The sequence below is a fragment of the Paenibacillus sp. FSL H3-0329 genome (genome assembly GCF_037963285.1).
Classification (GTDB): domain Bacteria; phylum Bacillota; class Bacilli; order Paenibacillales; family Paenibacillaceae; genus Paenibacillus_AQ; species Paenibacillus_AQ odorifer.
Window position 1 is genome coordinate 86837 of sequence record NZ_CP150150.1, and the last position, 19341, is coordinate 106177.

The 19341-nt window shown below is 45.9% G+C and carries 15 protein-coding genes, 1 tRNA gene and 3 rRNA genes; 17 read left to right on the plus strand and 2 right to left on the minus strand.

Annotated features, from left to right (window positions below):
* Positions 1-6: 6 nt before the first annotated feature.
* The 17 genes from folK (at position 7) to NSQ66_RS00485 (ending at position 17997) form a co-directional block, all read left to right on the plus strand.
* Entirely contained in the window at positions 7-558 is a 552-nt protein-coding gene (folK, locus tag NSQ66_RS00405; RefSeq protein ID WP_036678725.1) for a 2-amino-4-hydroxy-6-hydroxymethyldihydropteridine diphosphokinase, read from the plus strand.
* Positions 510-719, plus strand: a complete 210-nt coding sequence (locus tag NSQ66_RS00410; protein WP_076099929.1) for a helix-turn-helix transcriptional regulator — start codon at positions 510-512, stop codon at positions 717-719. Before folK ends, NSQ66_RS00410 begins: the two co-directional genes overlap by 49 nt.
* A gap of 33 nt (positions 720-752) precedes the next feature.
* Positions 753-1769, plus strand: coding sequence for a tRNA dihydrouridine synthase DusB (gene dusB, locus NSQ66_RS00415; RefSeq protein ID WP_036678722.1), 1017 nt, complete (start codon positions 753-755; stop codon positions 1767-1769).
* Between the two features lie 201 nt (positions 1770-1970).
* Entirely contained in the window at positions 1971-2450 is a 480-nt protein-coding gene (gene greA, locus NSQ66_RS00420) for a transcription elongation factor GreA (RefSeq protein ID WP_036678719.1), read from the plus strand.
* Between the two features lie 248 nt (positions 2451-2698).
* On the plus strand, positions 2699-4216 hold the full coding sequence (lysS, locus tag NSQ66_RS00425) for a lysine--tRNA ligase (RefSeq protein WP_038573979.1): 1518 nt from the start codon (positions 2699-2701) through the stop codon (positions 4214-4216).
* Positions 4217-4621: 405 nt separating this feature from the next.
* Positions 4622-6179: ribosomal RNA gene (locus tag NSQ66_RS00430) — 16S ribosomal RNA — on the plus strand.
* Positions 6180-6441: 262 nt separating this feature from the next.
* Positions 6442-9368 (plus strand): 23S ribosomal RNA (locus NSQ66_RS00435).
* A 128-nt stretch (positions 9369-9496) separates the two neighbouring features.
* Positions 9497-9613 (plus strand): 5S ribosomal RNA (rrf, locus tag NSQ66_RS00440).
* Together the 16S, 23S and 5S rRNA genes form the textbook arrangement of a ribosomal RNA operon.
* A gap of 431 nt (positions 9614-10044) precedes the next feature.
* On the plus strand, positions 10045-11502 hold the full coding sequence (gene guaB / locus NSQ66_RS00445; protein ID WP_036679982.1) for an IMP dehydrogenase: 1458 nt from the start codon (positions 10045-10047) through the stop codon (positions 11500-11502).
* Positions 11503-11627: 125 nt separating this feature from the next.
* Positions 11628-13022, plus strand: coding sequence for a D-alanyl-D-alanine carboxypeptidase family protein (locus tag NSQ66_RS00450; RefSeq protein WP_076142541.1), 1395 nt, complete (start codon positions 11628-11630; stop codon positions 13020-13022).
* A gap of 112 nt (positions 13023-13134) precedes the next feature.
* Positions 13135-14016 (plus strand): pyridoxal 5'-phosphate synthase lyase subunit PdxS, encoded by an 882-nt coding sequence (gene pdxS / locus NSQ66_RS00455; RefSeq protein ID WP_076142539.1) that lies wholly within the window; start codon positions 13135-13137, stop codon positions 14014-14016.
* Between the two features lie 18 nt (positions 14017-14034).
* Positions 14035-14631: a pyridoxal 5'-phosphate synthase glutaminase subunit PdxT gene (pdxT, locus tag NSQ66_RS00460; protein ID WP_036679979.1), complete on the plus strand. Its 597-nt coding sequence runs from the start codon at positions 14035-14037 to the stop codon at positions 14629-14631.
* Positions 14632-14705: 74 nt separating this feature from the next.
* On the plus strand, positions 14706-15992 hold the full coding sequence (gene serS, locus NSQ66_RS00465) for a serine--tRNA ligase (protein ID WP_038568043.1): 1287 nt from the start codon (positions 14706-14708) through the stop codon (positions 15990-15992).
* Between the two features lie 67 nt (positions 15993-16059).
* A tRNA-Ser gene (locus tag NSQ66_RS00470) sits at positions 16060-16148 on the plus strand.
* A 146-nt stretch (positions 16149-16294) separates the two neighbouring features.
* Entirely contained in the window at positions 16295-16636 is a 342-nt protein-coding gene (locus NSQ66_RS00475) for a hypothetical protein (RefSeq protein ID WP_036679977.1), read from the plus strand.
* Positions 16637-16647: 11 nt separating this feature from the next.
* Entirely contained in the window at positions 16648-16800 is a 153-nt protein-coding gene (locus tag NSQ66_RS00480; protein WP_076138623.1) for a small acid-soluble spore protein P, read from the plus strand.
* Positions 16801-16905: 105 nt separating this feature from the next.
* Positions 16906-17997 carry a hypothetical protein gene (locus NSQ66_RS00485; RefSeq protein ID WP_076138622.1) on the plus strand — a complete coding sequence of 364 codons (1092 nt, stop codon included), beginning with the start codon at positions 16906-16908 and terminating at the stop codon, positions 17995-17997.
* A gap of 104 nt (positions 17998-18101) precedes the next feature.
* Here NSQ66_RS00485 and NSQ66_RS00490 read toward each other — a convergent pair whose 3' ends face one another.
* Positions 18102-18671, minus strand: coding sequence for a GNAT family protein (locus tag NSQ66_RS00490; protein WP_076142537.1), 570 nt, complete (start codon positions 18669-18671; stop codon positions 18102-18104).
* Entirely contained in the window at positions 18672-19187 is a 516-nt protein-coding gene (gene tadA, locus NSQ66_RS00495; protein WP_256721116.1) for a tRNA adenosine(34) deaminase TadA, read from the minus strand.
* Between the last annotated feature and the right edge of the window lie 154 nt (positions 19188-19341).

Here is a 19341-nt window from a genome sequence, read left to right on the forward strand (position 1 = left end):
AGGTCCATGAATATACATTCCACCTCTGAAGAATCAGAGGCTTATATTGCTTTAGGGGCTAATTTGGGTGACCGCGAGGGTACACTGTCAGAGGCTTTGAACAGACTGGACGCTCATGATGAAATATCTGTGGTCCGCTGCTCCAAAGTTTACGAGACAGAGCCAGTAGGTTATTTAGATCAGCCGCAGTTTCTCAATATGGCAGCAGCTTTGCGAACGACACTTGCGCCCGAGTCCTTGCTGGAAGTGATGTTGGGGATTGAAACGCAGTTGGGTCGTATCCGGGATATCCGCTATGGACCGAGAACGGTAGATTTGGATTTGTTGTGGGTTGAGGGTCAGGTGCTCGATACACCACATTTAACGTTACCGCATCCACGCATGTTAGAGCGTGCTTTTGTATTGTTTCCGCTCAGTGACATCGTTCCACAGAATGAACAATCTTCCGGACTTCGCAAGCTGATTACAGCAGCGCTTCAAGACATAGACGGGAAGGAAGGAATTCGGTTGTGGACAACAAGCGTTTGGGACGGAGGGTCAGGGCATTCCGTAAGCTAAAAGGGTATACTCAACAGGATCTTGCGGATCTTGCCGGAATTTCCTTGGCTGTGCTTGGTGCAGTCGAGAGGGGTAACAGACGATTAGAAGATCAAATTTTAGATAAAATTGCGAATGTCCTAGGGGTTACAACAGAAGAGCTTGTGGATCCCAACTCATAATTTTTAAGAATTAAAAGGCAGGAAGTGATACGAATGCTGAAGATTGGCGATATCGAGATGAAAAATCAGGTTGTTCTGGCACCTATGGCTGGCGTGTGCAATCCGGCTTTTCGTCTGATCGCTAAGGAATTTGGTACAGGTCTGGTCTGTGCGGAAATGGTAAGCGATAAGGCCATTATTCACGGAAATACACGTACTCGCGAAATGTTGTTTGTAGATGAACGGGAGAAACCGCTTAGTTTGCAGATTTTTGGCGGGGATAGAGAATCACTGGTGCAAGCAGCAAAAGTGGTTGATAAAGAAACCAATGCTGATATTATCGATATCAATATGGGATGCCCAGTGCCTAAAGTAACTAAATGTGATGCGGGAGCCCGCTGGCTTTTGAATCCCGACAAAATCTATGAAATGGTCTCTGCGGTTGTCGATGTTGTCGATAAACCCGTAACCGTGAAAATGCGGATTGGCTGGGATAGCGAGCATATTTTTGTCGAAGATAATGCGCGTGCGGTTGAACGTGCCGGGGGTAAGGCTGTCAGCGTACACGGTCGTACCCGGGAGCAGCTTTACACAGGCCATGCGGACTGGAACTATATCAAGATGGCAAAAGAAGCAGTTTCTATTCCTGTTATTGGCAACGGGGATGTTAATACACCTGAAGATGCTCGGGCTATGTTGGATCAGACTGGCTGCGATGGCGTAATGATCGGGCGTGGAGCACTCGGCAATCCTTGGATGTTGTATCGTACGATTCAATATTTGAGCACCGGCGAGCTTATGCCTGAACCTGGCTTGGATGAGAAGATTAAGGTTGCTATTCTTCATATGGATCGACTGGTAGCTCTTAAGGGAGAAGCTGTAGCTGTCCGTGAGATGCGTAAGCATATGGCCTGGTACTTAAAAGGCTTGAAGGCTGCCGCTAGAGTGAAGGATGTTCTCATGACAGAAACAAAACGCGATGGAATGGTGAGGATATTGAATGATTTTGTCGTTCAATTAAAGCATGAAGAAGAGAGCAAGGGCATTGAAATGTCTTCTTCTGCTGTATAATCACCTTTTTTCTGCTGATATTTGAACACATCTGACTTTATATGTGGTGTCATTGACATTTTGTAGCGGTTCCAATATAATTTCACAGTATAAAATCGCCGTTACAGTAAGAGCAATGCAGCAGGGAGGGTTCTTATCCTTCTAGATTAGCATATAGTATGGTGTTTTCAATAATTGTATACGACAGGAGAATCGGTTGAGATGAGCGATAAAGAAGTCATCCTTACGCCGGACGGGCTAAAACGTCTGGAAGATGAGCTGGAGACCCTCAAATCCGTAAAACGCCGTGAGGTTGCTGAACGGATTAAGGTAGCGATTGGCTACGGAGATATCAGTGAGAACTCGGAGTATGAAGACGCGAAGAATGAGCAAGCTTTTATCGAAGGACGCGTTCTAACTTTGGAGAAGATGCTTCGCAACGCGCGTATCATCAATAGCGACGAGATCGTTACTGACGTAGTAAGTATTGGTGTTACTGTAAGTGTCGAGGATTTGGAATATGGGGACACTATGGAGTATACGATCGTAGGTACAGCAGAGTCTGATCCACTGAATAACAAGATTTCCAATGAAAGTCCGGTAGGCAAAGCTATTATCGGGAAAAAAATAGGTACGGTTGTTGATGTTTCTACACCTGCAGGAGTTATTCAATATAAAATTCTCGATATCAGAATGAAGTAATATACAGACCTTAATGTCTGTAAATAGATGTGCTGCCGTATGTATTAGTCATTTCACTGTACATAGGTAGATAAGGGAACATGTTTGGGAAAGCTTCCTTAGGGAAGCTTTTTTCAAATCATCCAGAAACGATAGGTAAAACAAACTGCTTATATTTTGAGCTGGAACGGGACTGTCCTCTAACTATGGAGACGGAGCCGTTTCTTCTTGTGTATATGATATTACTGAGTTATAAGGGGATGAATCGCATGACCGAGGAAATGAACAATGTGGACAATGCAGAGAACGAACTTAGTGAGCTTTTGCAGATCCGCCGTGCCAAACTGGACGAGCTAAGAGGACTTGGTATTGATCCTTTTGGCAAAAAATACGAGCGCACAGCTAACGCTGGCGATATCGTAGCTAAGTATGATGGACTTTCCAAAGAGGAATTGGACGAGCTTTCTGTTGAAGTGAGCATTGCTGGACGTATTATGGCAAAACGCGTTATGGGTAAAGCCAGCTTTGCGCATATCCAGGACCTTAGTGGAAGAATTCAGCTTTATGTTCGTCAAGACAGCATTCCTGAAACTCAATACGCGGCGTTTAATGTTCTCGATCTGGGAGATATTATTGGCGTTCGTGGAACAGTATTCAAAACCAAAACAGGCGAGACCTCCATCAAAGTGCATAATCTCGAAGTCTTGTCCAAATCCCTGCTGCCACTTCCTGAGAAATATCATGGTCTTAAAGATGTAGAACTGCGTTATCGCCAGCGCTATGTTGATTTGATTATTAATCCGGAAGTTCAACAGACCTTTATTGCCCGTTCAAGAATTATTCAATCGATGCGTCGCTATTTGGATTCACTTGGTTATCTTGAAGTTGAAACACCTACACTTCATACGATCGCCGGCGGAGCAGCTGCGCGTCCGTTTATTACTTACCACAACACACTTGAAATGCAGCTGTATATGCGGATTGCTATCGAGCTTCACTTGAAACGCCTTATTGTTGGCGGTTTGGAAAAAGTGTACGAAATCGGCCGTGTATACCGTAACGAGGGAATGTCGACTCGTCATAATCCAGAGTTTACTATGATTGAGTTGTACGAAGCATATGCTGACTACAAGGACATCATGAATCTCACGGAGAATATGATTGCACATATTGCCCAAGAGGTATTAGGTACACAACTGCTGGATTACCAAGGCAAAGAGGTAAATCTGTCTCCAGGATGGCGTCGTGTAACTATGGTTGATGCTGTTAAAGAAGTAACCGGTGTTGATTTCAGTGTTCACATGACAGATGACGAAGCACAAGCTTTGGCAAAAGAACATCGTGTGCCTGTTGAGAAACATATGACGTTCGGTCATATCCTTAACGCTTTCTTCGAGCAATTTGTAGAGGAAACTCTAATTCAGCCAACCTTTGTAATGGGACACCCTGTTGAAATTTCACCACTTGCGAAGAAAAACGATGAGGATCCACGCTTTACCGATCGTTTTGAGCTGTTTATTGTGGGTCGTGAGCACGCTAATGCATTTAGTGAATTGAATGATCCGATTGACCAACGTCAACGCTTTGAGGCACAGATCCAGGAGAAAGAGCAAGGTAATGACGAAGCTCATGAGATGGACGATGATTTCATCCGCGCCCTGGAATATGGTATGCCACCTACTGGCGGACTGGGAATCGGCGTAGACCGTCTGATCATGCTGCTTACCAATTCTGCATCGATTCGCGATGTATTGCTGTTTCCACATATGCGTAACCGTACTGAATAGTATCTATACAACACAGGGCTTAAGGGAGCTGTCTAAGGACAGTTCTCTTGGCTATTGTTGATTAGAAGCGGTGCTTTCACTTCATTGCTCCTATAGAATGTAGAGATTTAATATTAGTTTCAAAAAAACTCTTGCAATGAATCTCTATACATGATATATTCTAAGTCCGGCCAAGAAATACACATGCCGAGCTCGAAAAAGAAGTTAAAAAAGAGCTTGACATTAAATAGCCGAACATGATATAGTATAAGAGTTGCTGCTGAGACATTAAACGGCGCCAACGAGAACTTGATCTTTGAAAACTGAACAACGAGTGAGTAGGAAATCACGTAAGTGAAATCCGAAATTAGAGAATTAATTTTCTCGTCAGATGTTTCAAAATGAGCATATCGCTCTTTTCAATACTAATTGGAGAGTTTGATCCTGGCTCAGGACGAACGCTGGCGGCGTGCCTAATACATGCAAGTCGAGCGGAGTTATTTTGAAAGCTTGCTTTCAAAATAACTTAGCGGCGGACGGGTGAGTAACACGTAGGCAACCTGCCCTTCAGACTGGGATAACTACCGGAAACGGTAGCTAATACCGGATAATTTCTTTTTTCTCCTGAGAGAAGAATGAAAGACGGAGCAATCTGTCACTGAGGGATGGGCCTGCGGCGCATTAGCTAGTTGGTGGGGTAACGGCCCACCAAGGCGACGATGCGTAGCCGACCTGAGAGGGTGAACGGCCACACTGGGACTGAGACACGGCCCAGACTCCTACGGGAGGCAGCAGTAGGGAATCTTCCGCAATGGGCGAAAGCCTGACGGAGCAACGCCGCGTGAGTGATGAAGGTTTTCGGATCGTAAAGCTCTGTTGCCAGGGAAGAACGTCCGGTAGAGTAACTGCTACCGGAGTGACGGTACCTGAGAAGAAAGCCCCGGCTAACTACGTGCCAGCAGCCGCGGTAATACGTAGGGGGCAAGCGTTGTCCGGAATTATTGGGCGTAAAGCGCGCGCAGGCGGCTATTTAAGTCTGGTGTTTAAACCTTGGGCTCAACCTGAGGTCGCACTGGAAACTGGGTGGCTTGAGTACAGAAGAGGAAAGTGGAATTCCACGTGTAGCGGTGAAATGCGTAGATATGTGGAGGAACACCAGTGGCGAAGGCGACTTTCTGGGCTGTAACTGACGCTGAGGCGCGAAAGCGTGGGGAGCAAACAGGATTAGATACCCTGGTAGTCCACGCCGTAAACGATGAGTGCTAGGTGTTAGGGGTTTCGATACCCTTGGTGCCGAAGTTAACACAGTAAGCACTCCGCCTGGGGAGTACGGTCGCAAGACTGAAACTCAAAGGAATTGACGGGGACCCGCACAAGCAGTGGAGTATGTGGTTTAATTCGAAGCAACGCGAAGAACCTTACCAGGTCTTGACATCCCTCTGAATCTGCTAGAGATAGCAGCGGCCTTCGGGACAGAGGAGACAGGTGGTGCATGGTTGTCGTCAGCTCGTGTCGTGAGATGTTGGGTTAAGTCCCGCAACGAGCGCAACCCTTAACTTTAGTTGCCAGCAGGTAATGCTGGGCACTCTAGAGTGACTGCCGGTGACAAACCGGAGGAAGGTGGGGATGACGTCAAATCATCATGCCCCTTATGACCTGGGCTACACACGTACTACAATGGCCGGTACAACGGGAAGCGAAGCCGCGAGGTGGAGCCAATCCCATCAAAGCCGGTCTCAGTTCGGATTGCAGGCTGCAACTCGCCTGCATGAAGTCGGAATTGCTAGTAATCGCGGATCAGCATGCCGCGGTGAATACGTTCCCGGGTCTTGTACACACCGCCCGTCACACCACGAGAGTTTACAACACCCGAAGTCGGTGGGGTAACCCGCAAGGGAGCCAGCCGCCGAAGGTGGGGTAGATGATTGGGGTGAAGTCGTAACAAGGTAGCCGTATCGGAAGGTGCGGCTGGATCACCTCCTTTCTATGGAGAATCGTTCTCTGCAATGAGAACATTCAAATCGGAAGCTTAGCTTCCAAAACTCAGGTTTAGGCCTGTTACTCACTCGTTGCTCAGTTTTGAGAGTTTAAGCTCTCAGTAAGACTTGATCCTTGAAAACTGGATACCGAAACGAATTTGCGTTTTAGAACATCTTTTAGCAACTTGTGTAAACAAGTAAATGTTATTAGTGAGATGATTCCAAAAGAGAATGTCATCGTATGATATTTTCCTGCGGAAAAATCAAGGTTAAGCTAATAAGAGCACACGGAGGATGCCTAGGCGCCAGGAGCCGACGAAGGACGTGGCGAACAACGAAACTGCCTCGGGGAGCTGTAAGCAAGCTTTGATCCGGGGGTGTCCGAATGGGGAAACCCAGCTGTGGTAATTCGCAGTTACTCATACCTGAATACATAGGGTGTGTAGAGGCAGACCAGGGGAACTGAAACATCTAAGTACCCTGAGGAAGAGAAAACAATAGTGATTCCGTCAGTAGCGGCGAGCGAACGCGGAACAGCCTAAACCAAGGGGCTTGCCTCTTGGGGTTGTGGGACGTCTCACATGGAGTTACAAAGGAATATGGTAGGTGAAGAGGTCTGGAAAGGCCCGCGATAGAGGTAAAAGCCCTGTAACCTAAACTGTGTTCTCTCCGAGACGGATCCCGAGTAGTGCGGGGCACGTGAAACCCCGTATGAATCCAGCAGGACCATCTGCTAAGGCTAAATACTACCTGGCGACCGATAGTGAAACAGTACCGTGAGGGAAAGGTGAAAAGCACCCCGGAAGGGGAGTGAAATAGAACCTGAAACCGTGTGCTTACAAAAAGTCAGAGCCCGATCTATGGGTGATGGCGTGCCTTTTGTAGAATGAACCGGCGAGTTACGTTTAACATGCAAGGTTAAGCCGAGAAGGTGGAGCCGCAGCGAAAGCGAGTCTGAATAGGGCGAATGAGTATGTGGACGTAGACCCGAAACCGTGTGATCTACCCCTGTCCAGGGTGAAGGTGCGGTAACACGCACTGGAGGCCCGAACCCACGTACGTTGAAAAGTGCGGGGATGAGGTGGGGGTAGCGGAGAAATTCCAATCGAACTCGGAGATAGCTGGTTCTCCCCGAAATAGCTTTAGGGCTAGCCTCGGTATAAGAGTAGTGGAGGTAGAGCACTGATTGGGTGCGGGGTCCGCAAGGATTACCAAGCTCAGTCAAACTCCGAATGCCATATACTTATTGCCGGGAGTCAGACAGTGAGTGCTAAGATCCATTGTCAAAAGGGAAACAGCCCAGACCATCAGCTAAGGTCCCCAAGTGTGTGTTAAGTGGGAAAGGATGTGGAGTTGCACAGACAACCAGGATGTTGGCTTAGAAGCAGCCACCATTGAAAGAGTGCGTAATAGCTCACTGGTCGAGTGACTCTGCGCCGAAAATGTAACGGGGCTAAACACACCACCGAAGCTATGGCTAGATACGTATGTATCTGGGGTAGGGGAGCGTTGTGTAGGGGTTGAAGGTGTACTGAAAAGAGCGCTGGACACTACACAAGTGAGAATGCCGGTATGAGTAACGAAAAGATCAGTGAGAATCTGATCCGCCGAAAGCCCAAGGTTTCCTGAGGAAGGCTCGTCCGCTCAGGGTAAGTCGGGACCTAAGGCGAGGCCGAAAGGCGTAGTCGAAGGACAACAGTTTGAAATTACTGTACCACCGTAATCCGCTATGAGCGATGGGGTGACGCAGGAGGGTAGTGACGCGGACTGATGGATGTCCGTCTAAGCAGTGAGGCTGATGTGTAGGCAAATCCGCACATCATTAAGGCTGGGCTGTGATGGGGAGCGAAAATTATAGTAGCGAAGGTCATGATCTCACACTGCCAAGAAAAGCCTCTAGCCAGGAGAAGGTGCCCGTACCGCAAACCGACACAGGTAGGCGAGAAGAGAATTCTAAGGCGCGCGGAAGAACTCTCGTTAAGGAACTCGGCAAAATGACCCCGTAACTTCGGGAGAAGGGGTGCCCCGGTAGTGTGAATAGCACGAGGGGGCCGCAGTGAAAAGGCCCAAGCGACTGTTTAGCAAAAACACAGGTCTGTGCGAAGCCGCAAGGCGAAGTATACGGGCTGACGCCTGCCCGGTGCTGGAAGGTTAAGGGGAGTGGTTAGGGGTAACCCGAAGCTATGAACCGAAGCCCCAGTAAACGGCGGCCGTAACTATAACGGTCCTAAGGTAGCGAAATTCCTTGTCAGGTAAATTCTGACCCGCACGAATGGCGTAACGACTTGGGCGCTGTCTCAACGAGAGATCCGGTGAAATTTTAATACCTGTGAAGATGCAGGTTACCCGCGACAAGACGGAAAGACCCCATGGAGCTTTACTGCAGCTTGATATTGAATTTGGGTACGATCTGTACAGGATAGGTGGGAGCCGTAGAAATCGGAGCGCAAGCTTCGGTGGAGGCGCCGTTGGGATACCACCCTGATCGTATCTAGGTTCTAACCTAGTACCCTTATCGGGTACGGGGACCGTGTCAGGCGGGCAGTTTGACTGGGGCGGTCGCCTCCTAAAGAGTAACGGAGGCGTTCCAAGGTTCCCTCAGAATGGTTGGAAATCATTCGCAGAGTGCAAAGGCATAAGGGAGCTTGACTGCGAGACCTACAAGTCGAGCAGGGACGAAAGTCGGACTTAGTGATCCGGTGGTACCGCATGGAAGGGCCATCGCTCAACGGATAAAAGCTACCCTGGGGATAACAGGCTTATCTCCCCCAAGAGTCCACATCGACGGGGAGGTTTGGCACCTCGATGTCGGCTCATCGCATCCTGGGGCTGAAGTAGGTCCCAAGGGTTGGGCTGTTCGCCCATTAAAGCGGTACGCGAGCTGGGTTCAGAACGTCGTGAGACAGTTCGGTCCCTATCTGTCGTGGGCGCAGGAAATTTGAGAGGAGCTGTCCTTAGTACGAGAGGACCGGGATGGACGTACCGCTGGTGCACCAGTTGTTCCGCCAGGAGCATGGCTGGGTAGCTACGTACGGACGGGATAAGCGCTGAAAGCATCTAAGCGTGAAGCCCCCCTCAAGATGAGATTTCCCAATTAGTAAGACCCCTTGAAGACGACGAGGTAGATAGGTTGGAGGTGGAAGTGCAGCAATGCATGGAGCTGACCAATACTAATCGGTCGAGGGCTTATCCTATACGTAGAATGCAGATTCGTTTCGGATTCAGTTTTCAGGCATCAAGCCTGAAATACGCTTAGAAATTTATTGTCACTTCTGGTGATGAACCGAATTTCACGCGGCAGCGTCTGTTTCACAGACGCATGTTTGGTGGCGATAGCGGAGGGGTTCCACGCGTACCCATCCCGAACACGACCGTTAAGCCCTCCAGCGCCGATGGTACTTGGACCGAAGGGTCCTGGGAGAGTAGGACGTTGCCAAGCACACAAGACCACTGTTGAGTAATCGACAGTGGTCTTTTTGTTATGTAAATAGAGAATTCATTAGGCTATATTTTGAAATACTATGATGGAGATAAGCGTGGGTAATAAGATGAGCAGAAATGCATTGTGGATTTTTTATACACTATATGTCCACTGAGCACGGACTAACGTCCAATAATTCGCTTACTCGGGGGCCGTTTTTTGAATACCTACTCTGATGATGTAATGTTCTTGACAGTCCAAATGCCCTTTGCTAAGATGGCAATAATATATTTTTGGATAAGCATCTCAAACCTTAATTGAAGATCTACACTTGTTCAGCCCCCAGATGTACAGAATTGTCTGTCGTGAATGGACTGGAGTCAAAGGTTCTTCTTTCATAAAGTTTGTAGGCGGGTATAATTTAAAACAACCGAGGAGGAATGACCCAGGTGTGGAAAGATAAGTTTGGTAAAGAAGGTCTAACTTTTGATGATGTGCTGCTGGTTCCGCGTAAATCTGAGGTACTGCCTAAAGAAGTGGATTTGACCACAGTTCTAAGTAAGAATGTGAAGTTGAATATTCCACTTATGAGTGCAGGGATGGACACAGTCACAGAAGCAGCCATGGCCATTGCAATTGCTCGTGAGGGTGGCATCGGGATTATACACAAGAATATGCCTGTGGAGCAGCAAGCGGAAGAAGTAGATCGTGTGAAGCGTTCCGAGAGCGGAGTTATTACGAATCCATTCTCACTTACAGCAGAACACATGGTATCGGATGCAGAGCTTTTAATGGGTAAATATCGCATTTCCGGAGTGCCGATTGTAGACAGTGACAATAAACTTGTCGGTATTCTAACTAATAGAGACTTACGCTTTATTCATGATTTCAATATTCAAATTAAAGAAGTTATGACACATGAGAATCTTGTAACAGCTGCTGTGGGTACAACCCTTCAGGAAGCAGAAGGTATCCTGCAACGTCATAAGATCGAGAAGCTTCCCCTTGTAGATGAGAATAATATTCTTAAAGGCCTCATCACCATTAAGGATATTGAGAAAGCTATTCAATTCCCTAACGGAGCCAAAGATGCACATGGCCGACTACTTGTTGGAGCAGCTGTTGGTATCTCTAAAGACACGTTCGAACGTACTGCAGCATTAGTAAAAGCTGGTGTGGATCTGATCGTCGTCGATTCTGCACATGGTCACCACATTAATATTATTGAAGCGGTTCGCCAAATTCGTGAGTTGTATCCTGATCTTACGATTGTTGCTGGTAACGTAGCTACAGGCGAAGCAACCCGTGAACTTATTGAAGCTGGTGCATCTGTAGTTAAAGTAGGTATTGGACCAGGATCGATCTGCACAACACGCGTTATTGCTGGTATCGGCGTACCTCAGGTTACAGCCATTTATGATTGTGCGACAGTTGCTCGTGAGTATGGAATTCCTATTATCGCTGATGGCGGTATTAAGTATTCTGGGGAGATCACAAAGGCTATCGCAGCTGGTGCTCATGCTGTAATGATGGGAAGTATGTTTGCGGGTACAGAAGAAAGCCCAGGGGAATCTGAGCTTTATCAAGGCCGTAAATTTAAAGTATATCGTGGTATGGGCAGTATGAGTGCCATGAAACAAGGCAGTAAAGACCGTTATTTCCAAGATGATGATAAAAAGCTCGTTCCTGAAGGAATTGAGGGACGTATTGCTTTTAAAGGGCCTCTTTCTGACACTGTTCATCAATTGATCGGCGGATTGCGCTCAGGTATGGGCTATTGCGGTACGAAGTCATTGGAAGAACTGCGTAACGATACTTCTTTCATTCGCATCACAAGTGCTGGACTTCGTGAAAGCCACCCACATGATGTGCAAATTACAAAAGAAGCACCAAATTATTCCGTATAATGGACTAACCGTATTATTTTTTGGACAGACAGGACTATTTCGTCCTGTCTGTCTTTTTTTGCGGGTACCCCTGTGTTAGAATAGAACAAGCTATTGATATGAGATTTAAAGGAGAGTCGTAATCATTGAAGCACAAACGAAAATTTAATGGTAAGCAAATTGTAATTAAGACAGCGACTGTAGGTCTGCTTTTAAATATGTTAATGAACCCTGTAATTCCAGCATTGGCTGAAGCGGGCAAAACTCCGGTTACAACCGAAGGTGCCGCAACTACTACTGCAACTACACCCAAGACCAACGCAGTTAAGATCCCTTCTGTGGAATCTCTTAACTTGGAATTGAGTTCTGCTATTCTAATAGAACCAACTACAGGCCAAGTACTTATGGCTCTAAATCCAGATACACCACTCCCACCTGCGAGTATGACCAAGATGATGACTGAATATCTTGTATCTGATGCCGTGAAAAAAGGAGACATCTCTTGGGATCAAAAAGTTATCATTCAAGAGAATGCTTCCAAACAGGTCGGATCACGAATTTTTCTGGCAGCTGGAGATGAACATACGGTTAAAGAGCTATACATAGCGATGGCTGTAGGATCGGCGAATGATGCCACGGTTGCTTTGGCAGAATTGGTATCGGGTTCAGAAGAACAATTCGTAGAACTAATGAATCAGACTGCACAGAAGATGGGCATGAAAAATACCTATTTTATTAACTCAACTGGACTTGATCGGGCAGACATGCCGAAGAAATTCCGTCCTGATCTTGATAAAGAGACTGTAATGTCAGCTAGAGATGCAGCTACTCTTGCTAAATTTATAGTTACTGACCACCCGGACTTCACTGAATTTACAACGATTCAGTCTTATAAATTCCGTGATCGGGATACAGCGCCGATCATTAACTACAACTGGATGCTGGAAGCTAACAAAAGTATCCCCAACTTTAAGGCATATGCTTATCCAGGTCTAGATGGACTGAAGACTGGCCATACCACAAATGCAGGTAACTGCTTTACAGGTACTGCTGTGCGTGATGGAATGCGTCTAATCAGTGTTGTTATGGGTGCTAATTCAGAGGCACATCGATTCACAGAAACTAAAAAAGTGCTCGACTACGGGTTTAACAACTTTGAAATCAAACAGGTTGTAGCTCCGAAGGCTGTTATTGCTGGCACGGAAACAGTTCCGGTACTGAAAGGCAAGAATAAAGATGTTTCTATAGTTACTGATGAAGGAGTTTCTTTCATTGTTCCTAAGGGAACTGTTTCTCCTGAAGTTACTACAACTGTTGTAACAAATGACCCTGCAACTTTGGTTGCTCCTATAGCCCAATCCTCTAAAGTAGGTAAAGTTACCTATTCCTACAAGGCTGAAGGCATGCAAGCAGCACAGGAGAAAACAGTTAATCTGATCACTGTAGAGGAAGCTGAGAAAGCTGGCTGGTTCAAGTTGTTCCTTAGAGCGATTGGCGATTTCTTCGGTGATTTATTTTCAGGGATCAAGAACTTGTTCTAATGCAGTTCGGTGTCGAAATCAGCAGTAAATCCGAGTAAATGGGTTGTAGATTTCCCTTCATTGGGGTAAAATTACAAGTTAGATTAAGATAGATCATTCGGGGGGTTAGGACATGGAAACAGGTACATCGCGAGTTAAAAGAGGCATGGCAGAAATGCAAAAAGGCGGCGTCATTATGGACGTCATGAATGCAGAGCAAGCAAAAATTGCTGAGGCTGCTGGTGCAGTTGCTGTTATGGCTCTGGAACGCGTACCTTCTGACATTCGTGCAGCTGGCGGTGTAGCACGGATGGCCGATCCTACAATTGTAGAAGAGGTTCTCAAAGTGGTAAGTATCCCTGTTATGGCTAAGGCTCGTATCGGCCATTATGTAGAAGCGAAAGTTCTAGAATCTTTGGGTGTTGATTACTTGGATGAGAGTGAAGTTCTTACTCCTGCTGATGAAGTATTCCATATTGATAAACATGAGTTCACCGTTCCTTTTGTATGTGGAGCGAAGGATCTGGGAGAAGCATTGAGACGTATTAACGAAGGAGCCTCCATGATCCGTACAAAAGGTGAACCAGGAACAGGCAACATTGTTGAGGCCGTGCGTCACATGCGCTTTATCAACAGTCAAATCCGTAAAGTAACGAATTTGTCCAAGGACGAGCTATATAATGAAGCAAAGAACCTGGGAGTTTCCTATGAGCTGTTGCTCGAAGTGCATGAGCTTGGCAAACTGCCGGTTGTTAACTTTGCCGCTGGGGGTGTAGCTACTCCTGCCGATGCTGCTCTTATGATGCATTTGGGTGCTGATGGTGTATTCGTAGGTTCGGGTATTTTTAAATCGGACAATCCTGAGAAATTTGCGCGTGCGATTGTTGAAGCCACTACACACTATACTGATTACAAACTGATTGCTGAAGTATCCAAGAACCTTGGTGCACCAATGAAGGGGATTGATATTGCAACTCTCACCCCGGCTGAACGTATGTCGGAGCGTGGTTGTTAATAGAGAGAAGGTTGTAGGATGAAGATAGGAGTATTGGCGCTTCAAGGCGCTGTTACGGAGCATATTGTTAGTATAGAGAAGACCGGTGCAGAAGGCGTGCCTATCAAGCGTGTGGAGCAGCTAGAAGAAGTTGAAGGCCTGATTATCCCCGGCGGAGAAAGTACAACGATTGGAAAGCTAATGCGGAAATATGGTTTCATAGAAGCCATCCGTGATTTTTCTGATCAGGGCAAGCCTATTTTTGGCACATGTGCGGGTATGATCGTGCTGGCCAAAAAAATTGCCGGTGGTGAACCCGGGCATTTGGAGCTGATGGATATTACCGTAGCCCGGAATGCATTCGGCCGCCAACGGGAAAGCTTTGAATGTGATCTGGAGGTTAAAGGCATTGATGAGCCGGTTCGTGCTGTATTTATACGTGCACCGCTTATCAACGAGGTAGGACCGGGAGTTGATGTGCTTACAGTCTATAATGATGAGATTGTAACCGCGCGCGAAGGGAACTTGCTGGTGTCTTCTTTTCATCCAGAACTGACCGATGATTTCAGACTGCACCAATATTTTGCCGATATGGTAGAGGCGAATAGGGAAGTCCAACAACAAAATTGCATATAAAGAACATCCTGACTCTTTCAAAGCTGTAATCAGCATTTTGAAAGAGTTTAGGCTGTTTTCAGGAGGGAAACATTGTGTTAGATGTAAAAATACTACGTAGTGATTACGCAAGAGTGGAAGAGGCTTTAGAAAAACGGGGCAAATCGCTGGACTTAATTGCTGATTTTCCACAACTTGATTTGCGTCGACGTGAATTACTGCAAGAAACCGAAGGTCTTAAGAACCGTCGTAATACAGTTTCGGGTGAAGTAGCGAAAAAGAAAAAGAACGGCGAGCCAGCAGATGATCTAATTACAGAAATGCGTACAGTATCTGACCGAATTAAAGAGCTTGATGATGAAGTACGTGAACTGGAAGCTCAGATTGCTGATCTTACTATGAATATCCCTAATATTCCTCATGATTCAGTTCCAGTAGGGAAGTCTGAGGATGATAACGTTGAATTACGCCGCTGGTCGGAGCCCAAAGAGTTCGGATTCACTCCGAAATCACATTGGGAGCTTGCGCAGCAGCTTGATATTATTGATTTCGAAGCTGCAGCAAAGGTTACAGGATCCCGGTTTGTTTTCTATAAAGGACTCGGAGCACGTCTAGAACGGGCGCTGATTAACTTTATGATGGATCTTCACAGTGGTGAGCATAACTATGAGGAAATGCTGCCGCCTTACATTGTGAACAAAGATAGCTTGTATGGTACAGGACAACTGCCTAAATTCGAAGAGGATCTGTTCAAGCTGCGGGATACCGAATACTATTTGATTCCTACAGCTGAAGTACCGGTAACGAACTACTATCGCGAAGAGATTTTGACGGCAGCTGACCTGCCTAAATACCATGTAGCTTACAGCTCTTGTTTCCGTTCTGAGGCGGGCTCGGCGGGCCGTGATACTCGCGGTTTGATTCGCCAGCATCAATTCAACAAGGTAGAGTTGGTGAAGCTCACCACCCCTGAATCCTCTTATGAGGAATTAGAAAAAATGACAGCAGACGCTGAAAGTGTGCTGCAGCTGTTAGGACTGCCTTATCGTGTACTTGGGTTATGTACGGCTGATATGGGCTTTACATCGGCTAAGACGTACGATTTGGAAGTGTGGTTGCCTGAGAGTGGGATGTACCGTGAGATCTCCTCTTGCTCAAATACAGAAGACTTCCAAGCACGCCGGGCAAATATTCGTTTCCGTAAGGATCCAAAATCGAAGCCTGAATTTGTTCATACGCTGAACGGCTCTGCTTTGGCGGTTGGACGTACAGTTGCTGCAATTCTTGAGAATTATCAGCAAGAGGATGGCAGTGTTCTGATTCCAGAATGCCTACAACCTTATATGCGCAATGTAAAATCGATACAACCAAAAACTATTTAAAGATATAGTTGCTTTTTCTTTGCATTGTATGGTACAATCCTAATGCATGTGAAATTTAAATGCATTTGGAGAGGTACCGAAGCGGTCATAACGGGGCGGTCTTGAAAACCGTTAGGGTGCAAGCCCACATGGGTTCGAATCCCATCCTCTCCGCCATTCCTTTATGAACTTAAAGAATAATTAGATAGAAACCGTTCCCTCTGGGGGACGGTTTTTTTGTTTTGTTTGGTAGACCTAGTTCTATTGAGAATAAAAAGCTTCATTTCTCCGCAATGTATTAGAGAAGGAGGATGATCATAATCATGGATAGATCATTAGAAGTTGATCAGCATAAGCTTGTCTCAGCCTGGCAGGAGCGTTTGCCGGCGTTGATGGATGATGGGGATAGTTTCAGTGTGCTGGCGGATAATGGGGATCCGAATAGCTTGCTGATTCATTTTAATGCGGCAGGTCATCAAGGCTATTCATTGGATTTTCGCTGCAAGTATGTAGATAGCAGAGAAGTGGCAGTGGATCTGCTGGATGTGGAACAGAGCGGTCTCCATATTGATGAGCGTAGTGATGCCGTACAGCAGCTGGCACAGCAATACTCACGGCAAATTCATGAATGTGCTCAGGCTCTTCAGAACTTGACCAATCCTTAGGAGGAATGAAAATGTCGAAACCAAAAAGTATCCCTGTTCCTGGGGCAGAGCCAACAAGTGGTGAGCGGAGAAAAGACCATACACCTTCAGGTCCAGAACCGCTTTCAGGTTCTAAAAAGGTGAAACAAGCGAACCATGTTGACCACCATAATCCACAAGGTTAACAAATAAAAACGTTAAGAATTTTAAAGAAGTGTTTCTTGATTTTTACAAATGGTTTATCATAGGAGGGGGAGAGATTTCTTTTACAATGGGAGAGGAGAACAATAATGAACAAAAAGTGGGGTTTGTCGGCCGCTGCATTGCTGCTTACAGCAGCAGTAATTCTGCCGGGATGTGCAAGTAAACAGGAGGCGCCAAAAGAGGCCTTAAAATCAGCCGCTACTAAAGCGACTACAATGTCATCTTATGAGATGAAGAGTAAATTCACGATCAACGATCTTACGATCGAGACTTCTGACGCTGAATCTGCTGCAATGACTACACAGGTACTTAGTATGCTTAAGAATGCTGATATTACCGTTGATGGGGTATATCAAGCAGAGCCAATGCAGACAGAACTAACTATGGTTCTGAATCTGAAGGGCGATATGAGCATGAGCTTTAATGTTCCTATGGTAATGACTGCCGAGAAGTTGTATGTTAAGATTCCATCTATTCCTTTCGTACCGATTCCTGAGACGATCCTCAATAAGTTTGTAGAGGTTGATCTGAAGGCGTTGGCAGAGCAGGAGGGTGCAGAATTTAACCCAAGTACGATGGATACTCAGAAAATGCAGAAGCTGTCTAATGAAGTGGTGGACGCTGTCCTAGCTGAATATGACGAAGAAAAATATTTTAACGAGATTGATCCCAAAGATGCTAATTTACCAGAAGGCGTGGAAGCTAAACAAGTCGTTCAGTTCCAAGTGACTAACGATAATGTTAAAGAAGCAATCACTATCTTGGTGAATAATGCCCTGCCTAAAATCATTGATATCGTAAGCAAGGAAGAATACAAGGATATGCTGCAGATTAAAGATGCAGATCTAGCTAAGGCTAAAGAAGAACTGACATCAGGTGAAGCTAGAACTGAATTGGATAAGGGCTTAGCTGATCTTGATAAGTACCTTACCATCAACCAGTTCCACTATAATACTGCGATCAATAAAGATGGATACGCTGTGTATCAGGATTTATTGATGGATGTTAAAGTAAATGATCCGGAAGATGGCACAAAAGTAGCCTTCTCAGTAAATGGAACGGGCCAATACAGTAAGATCAACGAGAAGCCGGTATTCAAGATTGGTATCCCTCAAGGTGATGATGTAATTACAATGGATCAACTTGGAGAAGAATTCGGTGGTATGGGAACTTACTAATCCCAGTTACAAGATTAAGACCCGCATGATGCGTATATTATACGCCCATGCGGGTCTTTTTTTAGGAAAAAAAGTAGCACTCATTCCTGCGACAATGCAGAATCTTATTTCCGTTCCTCAGTCAGCACATCTTCGGTTAAGATTGCGTAGGTTTGGTGATCCTGCCACTGTCCATTTATTTTAAGATACTGACGGGCGATCCCTTCAGGTTTGAACCCACTCTTCTCCAGGACTCTTCGGGAAGCTTCATTATGCAATAAAATAGCTGCTTGAACTCTATGTAGACCTAAGGCCCGGAACGCATAGCCAAGGACTAATCCGACTGCTGCTGTCATATAACCTTGTCCTTGCATCCGATGATCCATTAAATATCCTAAATCAGCATATTGTGCTATACCTCGTGAGACGTTGGACAATGTGATCTGACCGATTAGCTGTCCATCCAGCAGATAAATGCCGAACATATAAGCTCTGTCCTGTAGGCCGTCCTCAATACGCTGATTGATGATCTGTTGTTGACTCTCCAGGGTAAAGAAGTGCTCATCACGTTTTGGCTCAAACGGTTCATGGGTTACCCGGTTATTTAAACGAAGCTCCAGCAGGCTCTGTGCATCCTTAAGCTCAAGTGGAGAAATATAGATGCCTTGAGAGGTATGATATAGAGTAAGGGTCATTTAGGAGTCCTCCTTTTGTTTTATTGGCTTTTTACGTAAACGGCGAAAGAAGGAGGTGAGTAGATCTGCACATTCTTCTTGTAAAACACCCTGTATTACCTCAGTTCTATGATTAAATCGCGGTTCTTCAAGCAAGTTCATGAGGGTCCCGGCACATCCAGCTTTAGGGTCAGGCGTTCCATATACCGTGAGAGGCACTCTGGACTGCACTATTGCTCCTGCACACATCGGACAAGGTTCTAGGGTGACGTACAGCTGGCAATCCAGCAGACGCCAAGAATTCATGACATTGCTGGCCTCACGAATGGCTACCATCTCTGCATGGGCTGTCGAATCCATTGTCGTTTCTCGTAAATTGTATCCACGTCCTATAATTTCACCATGTCGAACAATGACAGCGCCAATAGGAACCTCACCTAATGCCTCAGCTTTACGTGCTTCTGCGATCGCCTGCCTCATCCAATATTCATGAACCGCTTGTATATCTTCTGGCGATTCATTGGCTTTAATATTCAAGATCATCTTCCCTTCTTCTGTAACCATTGTACAACGAACAAATATTCGTTCTTAACAAAATGTGTATAACTCTGTGGATAACAGCCTACTTATACACATTTTTGTACACATCGGACTTTAATAATTTGTTTATATGTGCATAAGATGTGGATGG